This window comes from Pseudomonas lijiangensis (assembly GCF_018968705.1).
GTDB classification, from domain to species: Bacteria; Pseudomonadota; Gammaproteobacteria; order Pseudomonadales; family Pseudomonadaceae; genus Aquipseudomonas; species Aquipseudomonas lijiangensis.
This window is the reverse complement of sequence record NZ_CP076668.1, coordinates 4,009,785-4,028,496: the sequence shown is the minus strand read 5'-3', so window position 1 is coordinate 4,028,496 and position 18,712 is coordinate 4,009,785. Positions and strand designations below refer to the sequence as shown.

The following is an 18,712-nucleotide window of genomic DNA, read 5'->3' as shown; positions in this document are numbered from 1 at the left end:
GGCTCAAGGTTTGTGCAGGGTTTTCTGGCGAAGGATATAGATCGTCACCAGCACGGCACTGGCCAGCATGAAGCCGCGAGCCCAGGGCAGGGGCACGAGATAACAGGACAGGCCGATGCTGGCCCACATCAGGCCAATGGCGTAGACCTTGCCCTTTAGGGGAATGCCGTTACCGGCCAGATAATCACGGATCCACGGCCCGAGCCGTTTGTGATTGACCAGCCAGTTGTAGAAGCGTGGCGAGCTGCGCGCAAAGCAGGCGGCTGCCAGCAGCAGGAAAGGCGTGGTGGGCAGCACCGGCAGGAAAATCCCGATGACGCCCAGACTTACGCTGGCCCAGCCGACAGCCACCAGCAGATAGCGCACCCACCGGTGACGGCTGGTGCGCGGCAGGTCTTGCGCCATAGGCGCCGACTCAGTGGTGACGAGGCTTGAGGATTGCCGGTTTTTCGTCCGGAGCCTGGCACAGCAGGTACAGGGCGGTGAGGGCTTCCGGGATCTGGACGATCATGTCATCCATCAGGTTGGCGTCCGAGGCGATGTCGGAGAACTCCGGTTGTTCGTCGAACAGGCCCGAACCGACCATGATCGGCAACAGCATTTCGCTGACTTCTTCTTCGGCGCTTTCGAACCAGGCGTTTTCACGCAGGAACACACCTTCCATGAAACCGATGCACCAGCCGCGCAGATCGGAATCGTCCGGCTCGTCGCCCAGATCCAGGTCGCATGGCAACTCGAACTCTTCGTCGGAAGCCAGTTGGCGGGCGATATGCGCCTGCAGCAGGCTCAGGGTGGTTTCGATTTCGACGCGCTGGGCTTCGCTGGCGTAATGCGGCGGTTCAGAGAACAGCGCATCGATCCACTCGCGCTCCGGAACCTGCTCGGAACAGATGGAAATGGCGGTCAGATAGCCATGAGCGGCCACGTAGTCCAGTGCTTCTTCATGCAGTTCATCTGCATCGAGGAAGACTTGCAGGCGGGTGAGTTGCTCAGCGAAGGACATGGACGGACTACCTTGGAAAGAAAACAATGCTGAATTCTAGGCCCTGCGCGTCCGGGGCGCCAGCGTAGAGGTCGATCACAGTTAATTTTGACCACTCATGTCCCGGTCATCCTTTGCCGTTGATCGCTCGGGTATACTGCCGGGCTTTGCAGTGCAGCAGGACAATCTGGGGTTTTTATGCTCGAACAGGCACAACGCGTACTTAAAGACATCTTCGGCTACGACAGTTTTCGTGGTCGTCAGGGTGCCATTATTGAGCGCGTGGCCAGCGGTGGCGATGCATTGGTTCTGATGCCGACCGGTGGTGGCAAGTCCTTGTGCTTTCAGGTTCCGGGCCTGTTGCGTGAGGGGTTGTGCGTGGTGGTTTCACCGCTGATTGCCCTGATGGAAGATCAGGTCTCGACCCTGGACGAGCTGGGGGTTTCGGCTGCTTCGCTGAACTCGACCCTGAGCCCCGAACAGCAGCGCGATCTGGCCAACCGGATCCGCCTGGGCGAGGTCAAGATGCTCTATCTCGCGCCTGAGCGTCTGGTTCAGCCGCGCATGCTGGCGTTTCTGCAGAATCTGCAGATTGCCCTGTTCGCCATCGACGAGGCCCACTGCGTTTCCCAATGGGGTCATGACTTCCGGCCTGAATACCTGCAACTGGGGCAACTGGCCGAGCTGTTTCCCAACGTGCCGCGCATCGCCCTGACGGCCACCGCCGACAAGCGGACCCGTGAAGAAATCGTCACACGCCTGCACCTGCAGAACGCCGAGCGCTTCCTGTCCAGCTTCGATCGGCCGAACATTTTCTACCGCATCGTGCCCAAGGAGCAGCCACGCAAGCAGTTGCTGGCGTTTCTGTCCGAGCGGCGCAGCGATGCCGGGATCGTCTACTGCCTGTCGCGCAAGAAAGTCGACGAAGTGGCGGTGTTTCTCAGTGACAACGGCTATCCGGCGCTGCCTTACCATGCCGGTCTGCCCGCCGAAACCCGTGCTCACAACCAGAAGCGCTTCCTTAATGAGGAAGGCCTGATCATGGTGGCCACCATTGCCTTCGGCATGGGGATCGACAAACCCAACGTGCGCTTTGTCGCCCACATGGACCTGCCCAAGTCTCTTGAGGCGTATTACCAGGAAACCGGTCGCGCCGGGCGAGACGGTTTGCCCGCCGATGCCTGGATGGCCTACGGCCTGCAAGACGTACTGATGCTCAAGCAGATGCTGCAGAACTCCGAGGGCGATGAGCGCCACAAGCGTCTGGAGCACCACAAGCTCGATGCCATGCTGGCGTTGTGCGAAGAAACCCGCTGCCGCCGCCAGACGCTGCTGGCCTATTTCGATGAAGACATGCCCAACCCGTGCGGCCATTGCGACAACTGTGTCGACGGCGTGCAGACCTGGGATGCCACCGAGCCTGCGCGTCAGGCCCTGTCCGCTATCTACCGCACCGGCCAGCGTTACGGCGTGGGCCATCTGGTGGACGTTCTGTTGGGCAAGTCCAACGACAAGGTGGAAAGTTTCGGTCACCAGCATCTTTCGGTATTCGGCGTCGGCAAGGCGCGTTCCGAAGGCGAGTGGCGTTCCCTGTTCCGGCAACTGGTGGCCCGCGGGCTGGCGGACATCGATCTGGAAGGCTACGGCGGCCTGCGCCTGAGCGACACGTGCCGCCCGCTGCTGCGAGGCGAAGTCACGCTGGAACTGCGTCGCGACCTGAAACCCCAGACCTCTTCCAAAGGCAGCTCCGGCAGCCCGGCCAGTCAGCTGGTGCGTGGCGAAGAGCGCGAGCAGTGGGAAGCCCTGCGTGCCTTGCGCCGCAAGCTGGCCGAAGAGCATGGCGTGCCGCCTTATGTCATCTTCCCCGATTCGACCCTGCTGGAAATGCTGCGCAGCAAGCCCGAAAACATGTCGCAGATGGCCCGGGTCAGCGGCGTCGGTGCCCGCAAGCTGGAGCGTTATGGCGAAGCGTTTCTTGAAGTGCTGGGCGGGGCGGCAGAAGCGCCTCGCGTGGTGGCCGATGTGCGCCACGAACTCATCAGTCTGGCCCGCGCCGGCATGACCCCCGCGCAGATCGCCGGGCAATTGCAGTGTTCGGAAAAGAACGTCTACACCATGCTCGCCGAAGCCATCGGCAAGCAGCAGTTGTCACTGGAACAGGCGCTGGACCTGCCCGAAGACCTGCTGGGCGAAGTTCAGGATGCCTTCCTGGATGGCGAAGGCGAACTGCCCGCCGTTGCGGAAATTGCCGGGATGTTCACCGGGCGAGTCCCCGAAGGTGTCCTGTATTGCGTAAGGGCAGCCTTGCAGTCCGAATTCGAGATGTAACGCCCACGATGAAACATCACAGTGTCATGCTTGCCTGAATATCTGGAGCATGATTAGCTCGCTAATAATTAGTTTTAGATATGAGTTTTTTATGCCGCTGACTGATGAACATCGTTTCGGGATGCAACTGGCGCACCTCACCCGAGGCTGGCGCGCCGAACTGGACCGCCGCCTTGCCGACCTGGGGCTGTCCCAGGCGCGCTGGCTGGTCCTGCTGCATCTGGCGCGTCACGAAGAGCCGCCGACCCAGCGCGAACTGGCCCAGAGCATCGGCGTCGAAGGCCCGACCCTGGCCCGTCTGCTCGACAGCCTTGAAGCTCAGCAACTGGTGCAGCGTCAGGCTGTTCTCGAAGACCGCCGCGCCAAGAAAATCGTCCTCAGTGATGCGGCACGTCCCCTGATCGAAAAGATCGAAACCATCGCCAATGCGTTGCGTATCGAGCTGTTCGAAGGGGTGAGCGAAGAAGAGCTGCGAGTGTGCATGAGCGTGCACGCACGGATTCTGGCCAATCTGGAAAGATCCTGAGGCGAGGCCACGGGTTCTCGCTCATACTTGCTGACGGACAGTGAAGTCCATTACCGATTACGCCAAGCTTTCCATAAGGGTTCGCATGCTGAAGAGTTCTCAGGCTGCTTTCGAGAGTGCCGGTGGCACGCAGCGCAAGGTTGCAACCAGTGTTCACAAGAGCCTGCTGGCTGCCTCTCTGCTCGTGTCGTCGCTGTGTTATTCGACACTCGCTTCGGCGCTGGGGCTGGGCGATATCACTCTGCATTCGGCCTTGAACCAGCCGCTCGATGCCGAGATCGCGCTGCTGGAAACCGGTGGCCTGGGCCCTGAAGATGTCGTTGCCAAGCTGGCCTCGGCCGAAGCCTTCGCCAAGGCCGATGTCGAACGCTCGTTCTTCCTCAATGACCTGCGTTTTACCCCGGTCATTCGTGGTAATCGCGGCGTGATTCGCGTCGTATCCAGCAAGCCTGTCACCGAACCCTACCTGAACTTCATGGTGCAACTGGCCAGACCCAACGGCGATCAGTTGCGCACTTACACCTTGCTGCTCGACCCAGCCACTACGCCGGAAGGGCAGGCCGCGATCCGCAGCCGCAAACAGGAACGCGCCGCCCAGCCAGCGCCCGAGACGCGCATGCCGGTTGCACCACCGGCAGCCCGGGAAGGCAAGCGTTACACCGTGGCCGAAGGCGATACGCTCAATGGCATCGCCCGACAGGTTCAAGACCCTAAGGGCAAGGTGTCTGCCAGCCAGTTGGCCGAGGGGATCCGCGCACTCAATCCGCAGACCTTTGCCAGTGGCGCGAACGCTGCCTTGAAAGTCGGCCAAGTGTTGCTGCTACCGGATGCTGCGGTATTGCCGACTGGCGCCGCAGCCGCCCCGGTGGCAAAGACTGCATCGACCGACACCCAGGCCGCCGAAGCCCAGCGGACTGCCGATCAACTGGCTGCGGCTGCCATTGAGAGTCAGCAGTTGAACAGGGCCGTGGAAGACCTCAAGGTCACGACTCAGGAACTGCAAGCTCAGTTGGCGGGCAAGGACAAACAGATCACGGCCCTGCGCACCGAGCTGGCACAGGTCCAGGCAAGACCCGCGGCCAACCCGGCTGTTGCTCCGGCTGCGCCCGTACCTGTGGCAGCGCAACCCGTGCAGAGCGACTCCTTCATCAGTTGGCCCCTGTTGCTGGGGGCGGTCGTGATCGTTCTGCTTCTGCTGGCATTTGCCTATTCCAAACGTCGTCATCAGGCCAGGAAGAAAGACCTGGAGCCCATCGTGGTGCCGGAAGAGCCGCTGATCAAACCCGCCCAGTCGACCATCCTCCCGGTGTTCGAGGTGCCGACCATTGCCGAGCCGCAACCGGTTGAGGCTCCTGCGCCAGTGATCAAGGCACCTGTTTCGCCACGTCTGGCGGGTGCCGCCCCGGATGCGCTGGATGGTGTCAGCATTTATATCGCCTATGGACGGTTCAGCGAGGCATTGGGCATCCTGCGGGATGCGCTGGTCAAGCAGCCGGAGCGTGAAGATATCCGCATCAGAATGCTTGAGCTGCTGGCCGAGCAGGGCGATGTTGCCGGTTTTGCCAAGGAAGAAGAGGCTGCCCTGCGGCATGGTGTCGATGCCGAGAAAATCCAGGAAATTCATGCGCGTTATCCGCAGATGAAAGTCAGCGAGCCACCGGCTGTTACGGCAGCGGTCATAGCCGCCGTCGCTGCGCCCCTTATCCTTGAAAAACCGTCGCAGCCCGAGGCGCCCGCCGCCCAGCTCGACGAAACAACCGCCGCTGCGCTCAATCCCGAGCAGATCGATGAGTTTCAGTTGAACCTGGATGACCTGTCGATGGATGCCAACTGGGATCTGGTCGATCCTTTCGATGCTCCACCGACCCGCAGCAAAGCGGCCACGCCAGCAGAACCTGCCGCCCCGGAAGTGGACCCGGCCTTCGCCTCGAACCTCACCCAGTTACCCGAAGTGTTCGAGTTGCCTGAAGATCAGTTCCTCAGTGATTACGCCGAGCCTGAAGTCATCGAGCCGATTGAAGTCATCGAACCGGCCGACAGCGACGCCTTGAGCGACGAGTTTCTTGACAGCTTCATGGACGACGATTCGGAGTTCGACCTGCTGGATCTGGACGAAGCCCCCTTGACCCGCATCAACGAGGCCCAGGTGCTGATCGATGAGGGCGATACGGAGGCGGCGCGGGAGATATTGCTGCAGGTGATCGAAGAGTCCGACGAGCAGCACAAACAGATGGCGCGGGAGTTGTTGGCGGGGATCAGCTGATGTGGGAGGGGGCTTGCCCGCGACGACCCGCTGACAGGCAACACTACTTTCGGCGCCTGTTTACATTGCTGTCGCGGCCAAGGCCCCTCTCATCAAACATAGCGCAACATCTTGAATTGCAAGGTTAATGTAGGAGCGTGCTTGCCCGCGACCGAGTGCGAAGCGCTCGCAATATCTACGACTGCTGCGCAGCCGGTCGCGGGCAAGCGCGCTCCTACACCTGTTTGCTGCGCGACAGCGCGGCGCCAAGGCTACGGGTGATCTCCCACAGAATTGACTTTAATGCTTGCTGCTTTGCTCCGACATGGCCAGCAGTTGTTTTTCCTGGTTCCAGTCGAAAGGCTCGTCATTCTGTTCGGCTTCGTAACGGCGCTCTTCGAGTGCCTGATACAGGTCGATTTCGTCGTCCGGCATGAAATGCAGGCAATCACCCGCGAAGAACCAGAGCAGGTCGCGGGGTACCAGGTGGGCAATTTGCGGGTAGCGCTGGATGACCTGGCAGATGATGTCCTGACCCAGATACTGGCTTTCGATAGGGTCTTGCGGAAGCAGCGTGATCAACTCGTCGAAGCGTTCCAGGAACAGCGCATGGCTTTCCTCGGGAACCTGGTCGGCCTCGCCCAGCGCGACCAGAATACTGCGCAGGTGCGTCAGCAGGCTGAGATGGTGGTCGAGAGTGGCGTCGGCCATGATGTGATCCTCAAAGACAAAAACGAGCGCGAGAGTATAAGGCTCTGCGCGCTCGCTGTGGGAATGGACTGACGCTTATCGAGTCTTGCCCGGCGCCAGCGTCAGTTGCTCCTTGTCGAAATCATCCACGTCGATCACCTTGCGGCGTGCCGCTTCTGCCGTCTTAAGGCTCTGTGCTTCGCTGGGCATCAGGACGCCAAGGCGCAGGGCGGCATCAATGATGTTTTCGCCCGGCTCAGGTTTGACCTGTCCACCCTTGACCGCCTTTTGCAGTTTCTTGTGCAGCGGTTGGGCTTCGCTCAGCAAGTCGCAGGCCTGTTGCAGCGCTGCGACCGGATCACCTTCCGCCTGTGGGCGATAGCAACCGGCCAGAAGCTCTTCCAGCGTAGCGTCACCCTTGTCGCGGCCCAGCACTTGCGCGACTTCGGCACCCAGTTTGTCCGAAGGGCCTTTGTGGCGACGGCCGAACGGGAAGACCACCACTCGCAACAAACCGCCCAGCAGGCGGTTGGGGAAGTTGCTCAGCAACTCGTCCAGTGCCCGCTCGGATTGCCCCAGACTTTCTTCCATGGCCCAGCGCAGCAGGGGGCGCAGGTGTTCGGGCGAATGCTGATCGTAATAGCGTTTGAGTGCGGCCGAGCCCAGATACAGATGGCTCAGCACATCACCCAATCGCGCCGACAGACGTTCACGGCGTTTCAGCTCGCCGCCCAGCAGCATCATGCTCAAGTCCGCCAGCAGGGCGAAGGCAGCGGCCTGACGGTTGAGTGCGCGGAAATAACCCTGGCTCAGGCTGTCGCCCGGTGCCCGCTCGAAATGGCCGAGGCCCAGATTGAGCACCAGGGTGCTGGCCGCGTTGCTCACCGCAAAGCCGATATGCTTGAGCAGCAGGGTGTCGAACTCGGCCAGGGCGTTGTCCTTGTCTTCGCGTCCGGCCAGGGCCATTTCCTTGAGGACGAACGGATGGCAGCGAATCGCGCCCTGACCGAAGATCATCAGGTTGCGGGAAAGGATGTTGGCGCCTTCCACGGTGATGAAGATCGGCGCGCCTTGCCAGTTGCGACCCAGGTAGTTGTTCGGGCCCATGATGATGCCCTTGCCGCCATGGACGTCCATGGAGTGGCTGATGCATTCGCGGCCGCGCTCGGTCAGGTGGTACTTGAGGATCGCTGACAGTACCGAAGGCTTTTCCCCCAGGTCCACCGCATTGGCGGTCAGGATCCTGGCGCTGTCCATCAGCCAGGCATTGCCGCCGATACGTGCCAGCGCTTCCTGAATACCCTCGAAGGCCGACAGCGGAACATTGAACTGCTCGCGGACCTGCGCGTACTGGCCGGTCACCAGACTGGTGTACTTGGCGGCACCGGTGCCCACTGCCGGCAGCGAGATCGAACGGCCCACCGAAAGGCAGTTCATCAGCATCATCCAGCCTTTACCGAGCATTTCCTGACCACCGATCAGGTAGCTCAGGGGAATGAACACGTCCTTGCCGGAGTTGGGGCCGTTCATGAAGGCGGCGCCCAGCGGCAGGTGGCGTCGACCGATTTCCACGCCCGGTGTGTCGGTGGGAATCAGGGCCAGGCTGATGCCCAGGTCCTCTTCGTCGCCCAGCAGATGTTCCGGGTCATGGGCCTTGAACGCCAGACCCAGCAAGGTCGCTACCGGGCCGAGGGTGATGTAGCGTTTTTCCCAGTTCAGGCGCAGGCCTATGACTTCTTCACCTTGCCACTGGCCTTTGCAGATGATGCCGGTGTCGGGCATCGCGCCAGCATCGGAGCCCGCCAGCGGGCCGGTCAGGGCGAAGCAGGGGATATCCTCGCCACGGGCCAGACGCGGGAGGTAATGATTGCGCTGTTCGTCGGTGCCGTAATGCAGCAGCAATTCAGCCGGGCCAAGGGAGTTGGGGACCATGACCGTGGACGCCAGGTCACCACTGCGAGTGGCCAGTTTCATGGCGACCTGAGAGTGGGCGTAGGCCGAGAAGCCTTTGCCGCCGTATTCCTTGGGGATAATCAGTGCAAAGAAGCCATGTTCCTTGATATGCGCCCAGGCTTCAGGCGGCAGGTCCATGGCCTGGCCGATTTCCCAGTCGCTGACCATGGCGCAGAGTTCTTCGGTCGGGCCGTCGATGAAGGCCTGTTCTTCTTCGGTCAGGCGAGCCTTGGGATAAGCCAGCAATTTGTCCCAGTCCGGACGGCCACTGAACAGTTCGCCGTCCCACCAGACGGTTCCGGCGTCGATGGCATCGCGCTCGGTCTCCGACATGGGCGGCAACACTTTCTGGAACCAGGCGAACATCGGCGCCGTGAAATACCTGCGTCGCAGATCCGGCAGTGCCAGTGGCAACATGACCGCCAGCCAGAGCACCCAGAAGATTGTCAGCAGCCAGCCCGGTGTATGGCTGAAAATACCCATCGCCAGCAGGTAGACCGCCACGATGCCCAGTGCAGGCAGCGGTTCGGTACGTCGATGGGCCAGCCAGGCAATGCCGACCACCAGAACAACAATCCACAGCAACAGCATAAGTATTCCCCCGTGATGACATTGGCTTCTGGCAAAGGCTGTTCGCCTGGCCGATCTGCGCCGACATCGTTAGTGACCCTTCATGGTCAAGGAAGTTGCGGTGTTCTCAGGTTAGACTGGCGTGCGAACATTTTTCAGAACAATTGCCGAGGGAATGCAATGCTCAAGATCTGGGGACGCAAGAATTCCAGCAACGTGCGCAAGGCACTATGGATTGCCGAAGAAGTGGGTGTGCCTTACGAAACCCGCGATGCAGGTGGTGCTTTCGGGCTGGTGGACGGGGCCGAATACCGGGCCAAGAATCCCAATGGTCGTATTCCCATGATCGAGGACGGCGATTTCGTGCTCTGGGAATCCAATGCCATCGTGCGCTATCTGGCCGCCCAACATGCATCCGGCACGTCTTTGTATCCAGACGACCTCAAGGCCCGTGCCCAGGCCGATAAATGGATGGACTGGGCCACGTCGACCATTGCCGTTCCTTTCAGTCCGGTGTTCTGGGGCGTGGTTCGCACACCCGCCGAAAAACAGGACTGGGACAAGATCAAGGCAGGCATCCAGACCTTGCACAGCCTGTTGAAAGTGGCTGACGAGGCACTGTCCCGCCAGCCATATCTGTCTGGCGAAGTGTTCGGCATGGGCGATATCCCGTTGGGCTGCTTTGCCTACGGCTGGTTTGAAATGCCGATTGAACGTCCCGAGTTGCCTCACCTCAAAGCCTGGTATGAGCGCCTGAAGACGCGACCGGCTTATCAGAAGGCGGTCATGACCCCCTTGACCTGAACATCGGGGCTACTTTGGCCCTGCTGTTAATAATTACTATCAATGGATGTATCTGTACTTGTGCGACGCAGCCAAGCAACATGGCCGGGCTGCGTTGACTTGTAAGCAGCTATTTCAAGCGACAATCTTTTTCTTTTCTCCCTGAATTGGTGTGTTTTTCGATATGAGTTCTGCTCTGTCCATCCGGCAGCTAACCAAAACCTACGGCAACGGTTTCCAGGCCCTGAGTGGTATTGATCTGGACGTCGCCGAAGGTGATTTCTTCGCTTTGCTCGGCCCTAACGGTGCTGGCAAATCCACAACCATCGGCATCATCTCGACCCTGGTCAACAAGACCAGTGGCACCGTGAACATCTTTGGTCACGACCTGGACCGCGAGCCGGCCGCGCTCAAGCGTTCCATTGGCGTGGTGCCTCAGGAGTTCAACTTCAACCAGTTTGAAAAGACCTTCGATATTGTCGTGACTCAGGCCGGTTACTACGGCATCCCGATGAAAATCGCCAAGGAGCGTGCCGAGAAGTACCTGACTCAGTTGGGGCTCTGGGACAAGCGTGATGTGCCTTCGCGTTCGTTGTCCGGTGGCATGAAGCGTCGCCTGATGATTGCTCGTGCGCTGATCCACGAGCCGCGCCTGTTGATCCTCGACGAGCCGACCGCAGGTGTGGATATCGAACTGCGTCGTTCGATGTGGACCTTTCTGACTGAGTTGAACCAGAAAGGCATCACCATCATCCTCACCACGCACTATCTGGAAGAGGCCGAGCAGTTGTGCCGCAACATCGGCATCATCGACCACGGCGTGATTGTCCAGAACATGGGCATGAAGCAGTTGCTCAACACCCTGAGCGTCGAAACCTTCGTGCTGGATCTGAAGAATGCCTACCAGAGCGCGCCGCAACTGATCGGCTATCCCTGCAAGCTGCTGGACAGCCATACTCTGGAAGTCCAGGTGGACAAGAGCGTCGGTATCACCGCCTTGTTCAGCCAGCTGGCCCTGCAGAACATCGAAGTGCTGAGCCTGCGTAACAAATCCAACCGACTTGAGGAGCTGTTTGTGTCACTGGTTGAAAAGAATCTGGCGAAGGTGGCTCTATGACCGGCCAGAGCGGTGAATTTCGTCCCAACATGGTTGCACTGAACACCATCGTCTATCGCGAAGTCCGGCGTTTCATGCGGATCTGGCCTCAGACCCTGCTGCCGCCAGCGATCACCATGGTTCTGTACTTCGTGATCTTCGGCAACCTGATCGGCCGACAGATCGGCGACATGGGCGGCTTCACGTACATGCAGTACATCGTGCCGGGCCTGATCATGATGTCGGTGATCACCAACTCCTATGGCAACGTGGTGTCGAGCTTCTTCGGTGCCAAGTTCCAGCACTCCATCGAAGAACTGATGGTCTCGCCGGTTTCCCCGCATACCATTCTGGTGGGTTACACCCTGGGTGGTGTCTTGCGCGGCCTGATGGTCGGGTTCATCGTGACCCTGCTGTCGATGTTTTTCACCGACCTGCAAGTGCATCACCTGGGTGTGACGATTGTGGTGGTCGTGCTGACGGCAACGATTTTCTCGCTGCTGGGCTTCATCAACGCCGTCTTTGCGCGCAACTTCGACGATATCTCGATTATCCCGACTTTCGTGCTGACGCCTTTGACCTACCTGGGTGGCGTGTTCTACTCCATCAGCCTGCTGCCGCCGTTCTGGCAGACCGTCTCGCTGGCCAACCCGGTGCTGCATATGGTCAATGCCTTCCGTTACGGCATTCTGGGTGTCTCTGATATCCGGATCAGCATCGCCCTGGCTTTCATGGTTGTGGCGACCGTGGTGCTGTACATCGGCTGCGCCCGCCTGCTGGTGAGTGGCCGGGGTATGAGGCAGTAACCAAAAAGCAGGTGGCTGGATCACAATCCGTGGGAGGGGCCTTGGCCGCGACAGCAATGTAAACAGGCGCTGAAAGTTGTGTTGCCTGTCAGCTGGTCGTCGCGGCCAAGGCCCCTCCCACAAGTTTTGTTTGTGTCTTAACTGATCTGCATTACCCCCATAGTGGGAGCACAGGCAGGCTGAAGAACAAAAGCGGTAACACTCCATCCCGCCCATTTCTGTCTGTTGCGCTCATCCTTGAGGCTTCACCGCTTTGAGGGATGTTCATGCGCACAGGGATGATCGCGCTTGCTCTGGGTCTGTTGGCCCTGCGTTTTTTGCCCGTGTTGCCTCCGGTATGGCTATTGCTGCTGATGCCGGTGTTGGCGTTGATGCTGTTGCCGTTTCGCACTTATCCATTGGCACTTTTTCTGTTTGGACTCACCTGGGCCTGCGTGTCGGCAAAGTCGGCGCTGGACGATCGTCTGTTGCCGCGCCTCGACGGGCAGACCTTGTGGCTGCAAGGCAAGGTGGTCGGTTTGCCAGGTGCTGCCGAGGGCGTGGTGCGTTTCGAGCTGGAGGATGCAACATCACGGCGGGCCAGGTTGCCGCAACTGATGCGTGTGGCCTGGTATGGCGGTCCCGAAGTGCGCAGCGGCGAGCGCTGGAAGTTGGCGGTCAAGCTCAAGCGTCCTGCCGGGCTGGTCAATCCCGATGCGTTCGATTATCAGGCCTGGTTGCTGGCCCAGCGCATTGGCGCTACCGGCACGGTGGTGGACGGGCAGTTGCTGACACCCGCACGCGCTGCATGGCGTGACGGGATTCGGCAACGCTTGCTGGCGGTCGAAGCCCATGGTCGTGAAGGCGGGCTGGCGGCGCTGGTGCTGGGCGACGGTTCGGGCTTGTCGACTTCCGACTGGCAGGTGCTGCAGGACACCGGCACCGTGCATCTTCTAGTGATATCCGGCCAGCATATCGGCCTGTTGGCCGGTGTGGTCTATCTGCTGATCGCGGGGCTGGCTCGCCGGGGATTATGGCCGCGCTTTCTGCCCTGGCTGCCGTGGGCCTGCGGTCTGGCATTCGGGGCTGCGCTGGGGTATGGCCTGCTGGCCGGGTTCGATGTGCCGGTGCGTCGGGCCTGTGTGATGGTCGCGATGGTGCTGCTCTGGCGTTTGCGCTTTCGGCATCTCGGGCTGCTCTTGCCACTGTTGATGTCGCTCAATCTGGTCCTGATCTTCGAGCCTCTGGTCAGTTTGCAGCCGGGCTTCTGGCTGTCGTTCTCGGCGGTGGCGATTCTGATCCTGATCTTCGGCGGGCGTCTCGGTGCCTGGGGTTGGTGGCAGAGCTGGACGCGGGCTCAATGGTTGATCGCCATTGGTCTTCTGCCGATGCTGCTGGCCTTGAATCTGCCGGTCAGCATCAGTGGCCCGCTGGCCAATCTGCTGGCGGTGCCCTGGGTCAGCCTGATCGTATTGCCTCCCGCATTGCTCGGGACGCTGCTGTTGCCCGTCCCAGTGATTGGCGAAGGCCTGCTCTGGCTGGCCGGTGCTGCGCTGGAAGGCTTGTTCGTTGTTCTGGGCTGGATTGCCGATGTCCGGCCTGCCTGGCTGCCAAGCACAGTGCCAGTCTGGGCCTGGGCCATGAGCCTCTTGGGCGCTCTGCTGTTATTAATGCCCCAGGGCATGCCCATGCGTCTGTTGGGTTGGCCACTGTTATTGCTGTGCGTTTTCCCGCCGCTCAAATCGGTGCCCCACGGGCAGGTCGAGGTGCTTCAACTGGATGTCGGGCAAGGGCTGGCGATTCTCTTGCGCACCCGCCATCACACGCTGCTGTATGACGCCGGGCCGCGTTTCGGGGAGTTCGATATCGGTCAGCGAGTGGTGCTGCCTGCGATTCGCAAAGCCGGCGTGCGCAAGCTGGACCTGATGCTGCTCAGCCATGCCGACGCCGATCATGCCGGCGGTGCGCTGGCTGTTCATGGTGCACTGCCGGTTCTTCGGGTCCTGGGTGGTGAGCTGGCAAGGCTTGATCCCCGACTTGATGCTCAACTGTGTCGCAACGATGAAACCTGGGAATGGGATGGTGTGCGTTTTGCGACCTGGCGCTGGGAGCAGGCCGAGGAGGGCAATCAGTCGTCCTGCCTGCTGAGTGTCGAGGCCATGGGTGAGCGATTGCTGCTGACCGGCGATATCGATGTTGAGGCCGAGCAGGCTGCGATTAACAGCGGTTTCGATCTGCGTGCTCACTGGTTGCAGGCGCCCCATCATGGCAGCCGGACCTCTTCTTCCAAGCTGTTTCTGCGTGCCGTGGCCCCGGTGGGCGTGCTGATTTCCCGTGGACGCAACAATGCCTTCGGGCATCCTCATCCTCTGGTGATGGCGCGTTATCGATGGCACGGGATAAAGAGCTACGACAGTGCCGAGCTGGGTGCTGTCGGGCTGCAACTGGGGACTTTCGGCCAACCCCGGGCAGAGCGGGGCGAGCAGCGCTTCTGGCGTGATTGAATGCGCGGATGTTCATCTCGGGCTTCGGACAGCCGCCGAGCCTATGTTAGAGTGGCGCCAATTTTTCAGGGAGTGGTCACTGTGTGGGAACTGGTCAAATCTGGCGGCTGGATGATGTTGCCGATCATTTTGAGTTCCATCGCCGCTGCCGGCATCATCATTGAGCGTCTGTGGACGTTGCGTGCCAGCCGCATCACGCCGCCGCACCTGCTGGGGCAGGTCTGGCAATGGATTCAGGAAAAGAAACTCGACAACGAAAAGCTCAAGTTACTGCGCGCCGATTCGCCACTGGGTGAAATCCTGGCGGCGGGTCTGGCCAACTCCAAGCATGGTCGCGAGATCATGAAAGAGTGCATCGAAGAAGCGGCCGCACGAGTCATCCATGATCTTGAGCGCTACCTCAGCGCCCTGGGTTCCATCGCCGCCATGGCTCCCCTGTTGGGTCTGCTGGGTACGGTGCTGGGCATGATCGATATCTTCGGTTCGTTCAACAGTTCGGGCGCCACGGCCAATGCCGGTGCGCTGGCTGGCGGTATTTCCAAGGCGCTGATCTGTACGGCATCGGGCCTGATCGTCGCGATTCCGGCGATTTTCTTCCATCGTTTCCTGCAAAGCCGCGTCGATGAGCTGGTGGTCGGCATGGAGCAACAGGCCATTCGTCTGGTGGAAGTGGTGCAGGGCGACCGTGATGTCGATCTGGTGGACGCGCCGGTCGATCTGAAATCCCAGGCCCGTGCCGGGGGCAAGAAGAAGTGAAATTTCGCCGTCGCAAGCCTCGGGAGAACATCGACATCAACCTCGTGTCGTTGATCGACGTGGTGTTTATCCTGTTGCTGTTTTTCATCGTCACCACGACATTCACCCGTGAAACCCAACTGCGTGTGGATCTGCCCCAGGCGGTGACGGGCACTCCGGATACCGAGGCCAACCTCAAGCACCTGGATATCGCCATCAATGCCGACGGCCTGTTTTCCCTGAACAACCAGTTGCTGCCGAAAAACGATCTGGCGACCCTGATCGAAGCCCTGCAACGCGAGTCGGCGGGCGATACCAGCCTGCCGCTGTCGATCAGTGCCGATGGCAAGACTCCCCACCAATCGGTCATTACGGCCATGGACGCCGCAGGCAAGCTGGGTTTCAGCCATCTGCGCATGACCACGGTCGAGGCCAACCAGGCTAACTGATGGCACTTACCGATCGTTTGCTTGAAGCCTGGTACAAAGGCCATCCGGCGCTGGCGCTGTTGCGTCCCCTTGAGAGCCTTTACCGGCGTGTCGTGAACGGCAAGCGTGAGCGCTTTCTCGCCGGTGAGGGCGAGATCTACAGGGCACCGGTGCCGGTCGTGGTGGTGGGCAACATTACCGTGGGCGGCACGGGCAAGACGCCGCTGATCCTGTGGATGATCGAACACTGCCGAAGCCGTGGCCTGAGGGTCGGAGTGGTCAGTCGCGGCTATGGAGCCAAACCCCCAAGCCTGCCGTGGCGGGTGCTGCCGCAGCAGAGTGCCGACGAGGCGGGCGACGAGCCGCTGCTGATCGTGCAGCGTTGTGGCGTGCCGCTCATGATCGACCCTGATCGCAGCAGTGCCGTGCGTGCCTTGCTGGCTGCCGAGCCGCTGGACCTGATCCTCAGTGATGACGGCTTGCAGCATTACCGTCTGGCCCGTGATCTTGAGCTGGTGCTGATCGATGCCGCGCGTGGGCTGGGCAACCGCCGTTGCCTGCCTGCCGGTCCCTTGCGCGAGCCGGTCGAACGGCTCAACAGTGTCGATGCCTTGCTCTACAACGGCGCCCTTGAAGATCGCGACGACGGCTATGGCTTTGTGCTCAAGCCTTCGGCCCTGATCAACCTGCGCAGCGGCGAGCGTCAGCCGGTGGACTATTTCCCCGCCGGTCAGGCAGTGCATGCCGTGGCCGGCATCGGTAACCCGCAACGTTTCTTCAATACCCTTGAAGGATTACACTGGCGGCCCGTACCCCACGCTTTTGCCGACCATGCGGTCTACAGCGCTCAAACGCTTGCTTTCACGCCATCGCTGCCCGTGATCATGACCGAGAAGGATGCCGTGAAATGCCGGTCTTTCGCGGCCGATGACTGGTGGTATCTGGCGGTGGATGCGGTGCCGGGTGCTGCCTTCGTCAACTGGTTCGATGAGCAGCTGACACGTCTTTTTCCATAATTGCCTCAGGAGTCCCCATGGACACCAAACTGCTCGATATCCTCGCTTGCCCGATCAGCAAAGGACCGCTGAAGCTCAGTGCCGACAAGACCGAACTGATCAGCAAAGGCGCAGGCCTTGCTTACCCGATTCGTGATGGCATCCCGGTGATGCTGGAAACCGAAGCGCGCACCCTGACGGCTGAAGAGCGCCTGGAAAAATGACAATGGCTTTCACGGTGGTCATCCCGGCGCGTTTCGGCTCCAGCCGCTTTCCCGGCAAACCCCTGAAAACCATTGCGGGCAAGCCGATGATCCAGCATGTCTGGGAGCAGGCCTGCAAAAGCAGCGCTGAACGTGTCGTGGTTGCCACCGATGACGGGCGGATTTTCGAGGCCTGTCAGGCATTCGGTGCCCAGGTTCTGATGACGCGTGACGATCACAACTCCGGCACCGACCGTCTGGCTGAAGTGGCCGAGCAGTTGGGGCTGGCGGCTGATGCCATTGTGGTCAATGTCCAGGGTGACGAGCCGATGATCCCTCCAGCGGTTATCGATCAGGTGGCGGCCAATCTTGCGGCGCACCCTGAAGCGGGGATTTCGACCCTGGCCGAGCCGGTGGACGATGTGGCTGCGCTGTTCAATCCGAATGTGGTCAAGGTGGTCGCGGATGTAAACGGCCTGGCCCTGACGTTCAGTCGGGCGCCACTGCCCTGGGCGCGTGATGCTCTGGCCAGCAGTCGGGAGGTGTTACCTGAAGGCGTGCCTTATCGTCGGCATATCGGTATTTATGCCTACCGTGCCGGTTTCCTGCATGACTTCGTCGGTTGGGGGCCTTGCTGGCTGGAAAACACCGAAAGCCTGGAGCAGTTGCGAGCGCTCTGGAATGGCGTGCGCATTCATGTGGCCGATGCGGTGGAAACGCCGCCTGCCGGTGTCGATACGCCTGAAGACCTTGAGCGTGTAAGGCGCTTGCTGGAGATTTGATGTCAGTCTGTCTTGTTCAATCTAAGGTAAGCCCATGACCTTGCAGGTGCAGTCCGGGGTTTCCCTCAAACCCTTCAATACCTTTGGCGTGGACGTGCAGGCGCAACTGTTCGCCGAGGCCCGTGACGATCAGGAAGTGCATCAGGCCTTGGCCTACAGCGCCGAGCATGATGTGCCTTTGCTGGTGATTGGCGGTGGCAGCAATCTGCTGCTGACCGACGACGTCCGGGCGCTGGTACTGCGCATGGCCAGTCGCGGGATTCGTATCGTCAAGGAAGATTGTGCGCAGGGCATTATCGAGGCAGAGGCGGGCGAGCCCTGGCATCCCTTCGTGCAGTCATGTCTGCAACTGGGTTTTTCTGGCCTGGAAAACCTGAGCCTGATTCCCGGTACGGTGGGCGCTGCCCCGATGCAGAACATCGGTGCCTATGGCGTCGAGATCAAGGATGTTTTCCATAGCCTGACGGCGCTGGATCGTCAGAGCGGCGAGTTGTGTGAGTTTTCCCTGGAAGACTGCCGGTTCGGTTATCGCGACAGCGTATTCAAGCAACAACCTGGTCGTTGGCTGATTCTACGTGTGCGCTTTACCTTGCAGCGTGCGCCTTCCCTGCATCTGGAGTACGGGCCGGTTCGCCAGCGCCTGGACGATATGGGCATCAAGGAGCCGACGCCCTTTGATGTCAGCCGCGCCATCTGCGAGATCCGCAGTGAAAAACTGCCGGACCCTGCGGTGCTGGGCAATGCCGGGAGTTTCTTCAAGAACCCGTTGGTGACGGCCGGGCAGAGCGAAGCCATCAAGCGCAATTATCCGGGCGTGGTGGGTTATCCCCAGGCCGATGGTCGCGTGAAACTGGCGGCTGGCTGGTTGATCGAGCAGGCAGGCTGGAAGGGGTTTCGTGATGGTGATGCTGGCGTGCATGCGCTTCAGTCGCTGGTGCTGGTCAATCATGGCCAGGCCACGGGCCTGCAATTGCTGAGCCTTGCCCGTCGCATTCAGGCGGACATTGCCGAGCGTTTTGGCGTGGAGCTGGAGATGGAGCCCAATCTGTACTGAGGTTTCCTGATGCAGCGCTGAACAGCGGACACAAAAAAGCCCTACCTGCTCACACA

The 18,712-nt window shown here is 60.5% G+C and carries 17 protein-coding genes; 13 read left to right on the top strand and 4 right to left on the bottom strand.

The features are described 5' to 3' along the window. Positions 1-3: 3 nt before the first annotated feature. Together KQP88_RS16630 and KQP88_RS16625 are read right to left on the bottom strand one after the other, a co-directional pair. On the bottom strand, positions 4-405 hold the full coding sequence (locus KQP88_RS16630) for a YbaN family protein (RefSeq protein ID WP_216703649.1): 402 nt from the start codon (positions 403-405) through the stop codon (positions 4-6). A gap of 10 nt (positions 406-415) precedes the next feature. Further along, entirely contained in the window at positions 416-1,003 is a 588-nt protein-coding gene (locus KQP88_RS16625; protein ID WP_025261033.1) for a UPF0149 family protein, read from the bottom strand. A gap of 177 nt (positions 1,004-1,180) precedes the next feature. Here KQP88_RS16625 and recQ point away from each other — a divergent pair, with 177 nt between their 5' ends. From recQ to KQP88_RS16610, 3 genes are all read left to right on the top strand, one after another. Beyond that, positions 1,181-3,310, top strand: coding sequence for a DNA helicase RecQ (gene recQ / locus KQP88_RS16620; protein WP_216703648.1), 2,130 nt, complete (start codon positions 1,181-1,183; stop codon positions 3,308-3,310). A 91-nt stretch (positions 3,311-3,401) separates the two neighbouring features. Beyond that, positions 3,402-3,836, top strand: coding sequence for a MarR family transcriptional regulator (locus KQP88_RS16615; protein ID WP_025261031.1), 435 nt, complete (start codon positions 3,402-3,404; stop codon positions 3,834-3,836). A gap of 85 nt (positions 3,837-3,921) precedes the next feature. After that, positions 3,922-6,099, top strand: a complete 2,178-nt coding sequence (locus KQP88_RS16610; RefSeq protein ID WP_216703647.1) for a FimV/HubP family polar landmark protein — start codon at positions 3,922-3,924, stop codon at positions 6,097-6,099. A 279-nt stretch (positions 6,100-6,378) separates the two neighbouring features. Here KQP88_RS16610 and KQP88_RS16605 read toward each other — a convergent pair whose 3' ends face one another. Together KQP88_RS16605 and KQP88_RS16600 are read right to left on the bottom strand one after the other, a co-directional pair. Next, positions 6,379-6,789 (bottom strand): PA2817 family protein, encoded by a 411-nt coding sequence (locus KQP88_RS16605; RefSeq protein WP_117167382.1) that lies wholly within the window; start codon positions 6,787-6,789, stop codon positions 6,379-6,381. A 75-nt stretch (positions 6,790-6,864) separates the two neighbouring features. After that, positions 6,865-9,312: an acyl-CoA dehydrogenase gene (locus tag KQP88_RS16600; RefSeq protein ID WP_216703646.1), complete on the bottom strand. Its 2,448-nt coding sequence runs from the start codon at positions 9,310-9,312 to the stop codon at positions 6,865-6,867. Between the two features lie 159 nt (positions 9,313-9,471). On the opposite strand from KQP88_RS16600, the gene KQP88_RS16595 reads away from it, so the two are divergent. From KQP88_RS16595 to murB, 10 genes are all read left to right on the top strand, one after another. Then, the gene (locus KQP88_RS16595; protein ID WP_216703645.1) at positions 9,472-10,095 is read left to right on the top strand and encodes a glutathione S-transferase family protein; all 624 of its coding nucleotides are present in this window, start codon (positions 9,472-9,474) and stop codon (positions 10,093-10,095) included. Positions 10,096-10,258: 163 nt separating this feature from the next. Next, the gene (locus KQP88_RS16590; protein WP_025261026.1) at positions 10,259-11,191 is read left to right on the top strand and encodes an ABC transporter ATP-binding protein; all 933 of its coding nucleotides are present in this window, start codon (positions 10,259-10,261) and stop codon (positions 11,189-11,191) included. After that, on the top strand, positions 11,188-11,976 hold the full coding sequence (locus KQP88_RS16585) for an ABC transporter permease (RefSeq protein ID WP_025261025.1): 789 nt from the start codon (positions 11,188-11,190) through the stop codon (positions 11,974-11,976). The genes KQP88_RS16590 and KQP88_RS16585 overlap by 4 nt, the downstream gene beginning before the upstream one ends. A 266-nt stretch (positions 11,977-12,242) precedes the next feature. Next, positions 12,243-14,459, top strand: a complete 2,217-nt coding sequence (locus tag KQP88_RS16580; RefSeq protein WP_216703644.1) for a DNA internalization-related competence protein ComEC/Rec2 — start codon at positions 12,243-12,245, stop codon at positions 14,457-14,459. Positions 14,460-14,540: 81 nt separating this feature from the next. Further along, complete coding sequence (locus tag KQP88_RS16575) at positions 14,541-15,215, top strand: MotA/TolQ/ExbB proton channel family protein (RefSeq protein ID WP_025261023.1); 675 nt, start codon at positions 14,541-14,543, stop codon at positions 15,213-15,215. After that, a complete protein-coding gene (locus tag KQP88_RS16570) occupies positions 15,212-15,643 on the top strand; it encodes an ExbD/TolR family protein (protein ID WP_025261022.1) in 432 nt (143 codons plus the stop codon). The genes KQP88_RS16575 and KQP88_RS16570 overlap by 4 nt, the downstream gene beginning before the upstream one ends. Continuing rightward, positions 15,643-16,638: a tetraacyldisaccharide 4'-kinase gene (gene lpxK, locus KQP88_RS16565; RefSeq protein WP_216703643.1), complete on the top strand. Its 996-nt coding sequence runs from the start codon at positions 15,643-15,645 to the stop codon at positions 16,636-16,638. Before KQP88_RS16570 ends, lpxK begins: the two co-directional genes overlap by 1 nt. A gap of 17 nt (positions 16,639-16,655) precedes the next feature. After that, the gene (locus tag KQP88_RS16560; RefSeq protein ID WP_025261020.1) at positions 16,656-16,841 is read left to right on the top strand and encodes a Trm112 family protein; all 186 of its coding nucleotides are present in this window, start codon (positions 16,656-16,658) and stop codon (positions 16,839-16,841) included. Then, entirely contained in the window at positions 16,838-17,602 is a 765-nt protein-coding gene (gene kdsB, locus KQP88_RS16555; RefSeq protein WP_216703642.1) for a 3-deoxy-manno-octulosonate cytidylyltransferase, read from the top strand. The genes KQP88_RS16560 and kdsB overlap by 4 nt, the downstream gene beginning before the upstream one ends. Positions 17,603-17,636: 34 nt before the next feature. Then, positions 17,637-18,656 (top strand): UDP-N-acetylmuramate dehydrogenase, encoded by a 1,020-nt coding sequence (gene murB / locus KQP88_RS16550; RefSeq protein WP_216703641.1) that lies wholly within the window; start codon positions 17,637-17,639, stop codon positions 18,654-18,656. The last annotated feature ends 56 nt before the right edge of the window (positions 18,657-18,712 follow it).

Excerpts from the sequence above, each read along its gene's own strand:
- KQP88_RS16610 (WP_216703647.1), top strand. The coding sequence starts at position 3,922 with ATGCTGAAGAGTTCTCAGGCTGCTTTCGAGAGTGCCGGTGGCACGCAG.
- KQP88_RS16595 (WP_216703645.1), top strand. The coding sequence starts at position 9,472 with ATGCTCAAGATCTGGGGACGCAAGAATTCCAGCAACGTGCGCAAGGCA.
- recQ (WP_216703648.1), top strand. The coding sequence starts at position 1,181 with ATGCTCGAACAGGCACAACGCGTACTTAAAGACATCTTCGGCTACGAC.
- murB (WP_216703641.1), top strand. The coding sequence starts at position 17,637 with ATGACCTTGCAGGTGCAGTCCGGGGTTTCCCTCAAACCCTTCAATACC.
- KQP88_RS16560 (WP_025261020.1), top strand. The coding sequence starts at position 16,656 with ATGGACACCAAACTGCTCGATATCCTCGCTTGCCCGATCAGCAAAGGA.
- kdsB (WP_216703642.1), top strand. The coding sequence starts at position 16,838 with ATGACAATGGCTTTCACGGTGGTCATCCCGGCGCGTTTCGGCTCCAGC.
- KQP88_RS16580 (WP_216703644.1), top strand. The coding sequence starts at position 12,243 with ATGCGCACAGGGATGATCGCGCTTGCTCTGGGTCTGTTGGCCCTGCGT.
- lpxK (WP_216703643.1), top strand. The coding sequence starts at position 15,643 with ATGGCACTTACCGATCGTTTGCTTGAAGCCTGGTACAAAGGCCATCCG.
- KQP88_RS16615 (WP_025261031.1), top strand. The coding sequence starts at position 3,402 with ATGCCGCTGACTGATGAACATCGTTTCGGGATGCAACTGGCGCACCTC.
- KQP88_RS16625 (WP_025261033.1), bottom strand. The coding sequence starts at position 1,003 with ATGTCCTTCGCTGAGCAACTCACCCGCCTGCAAGTCTTCCTCGATGCA.
- KQP88_RS16605 (WP_117167382.1), bottom strand. The coding sequence starts at position 6,789 with ATGGCCGACGCCACTCTCGACCACCATCTCAGCCTGCTGACGCACCTG.
- KQP88_RS16585 (WP_025261025.1), top strand. The coding sequence starts at position 11,188 with ATGACCGGCCAGAGCGGTGAATTTCGTCCCAACATGGTTGCACTGAAC.
- KQP88_RS16600 (WP_216703646.1), bottom strand. The coding sequence starts at position 9,312 with ATGCTGTTGCTGTGGATTGTTGTTCTGGTGGTCGGCATTGCCTGGCTG.
- KQP88_RS16590 (WP_025261026.1), top strand. The coding sequence starts at position 10,259 with ATGAGTTCTGCTCTGTCCATCCGGCAGCTAACCAAAACCTACGGCAAC.
- KQP88_RS16630 (WP_216703649.1), bottom strand. The coding sequence starts at position 405 with ATGGCGCAAGACCTGCCGCGCACCAGCCGTCACCGGTGGGTGCGCTAT.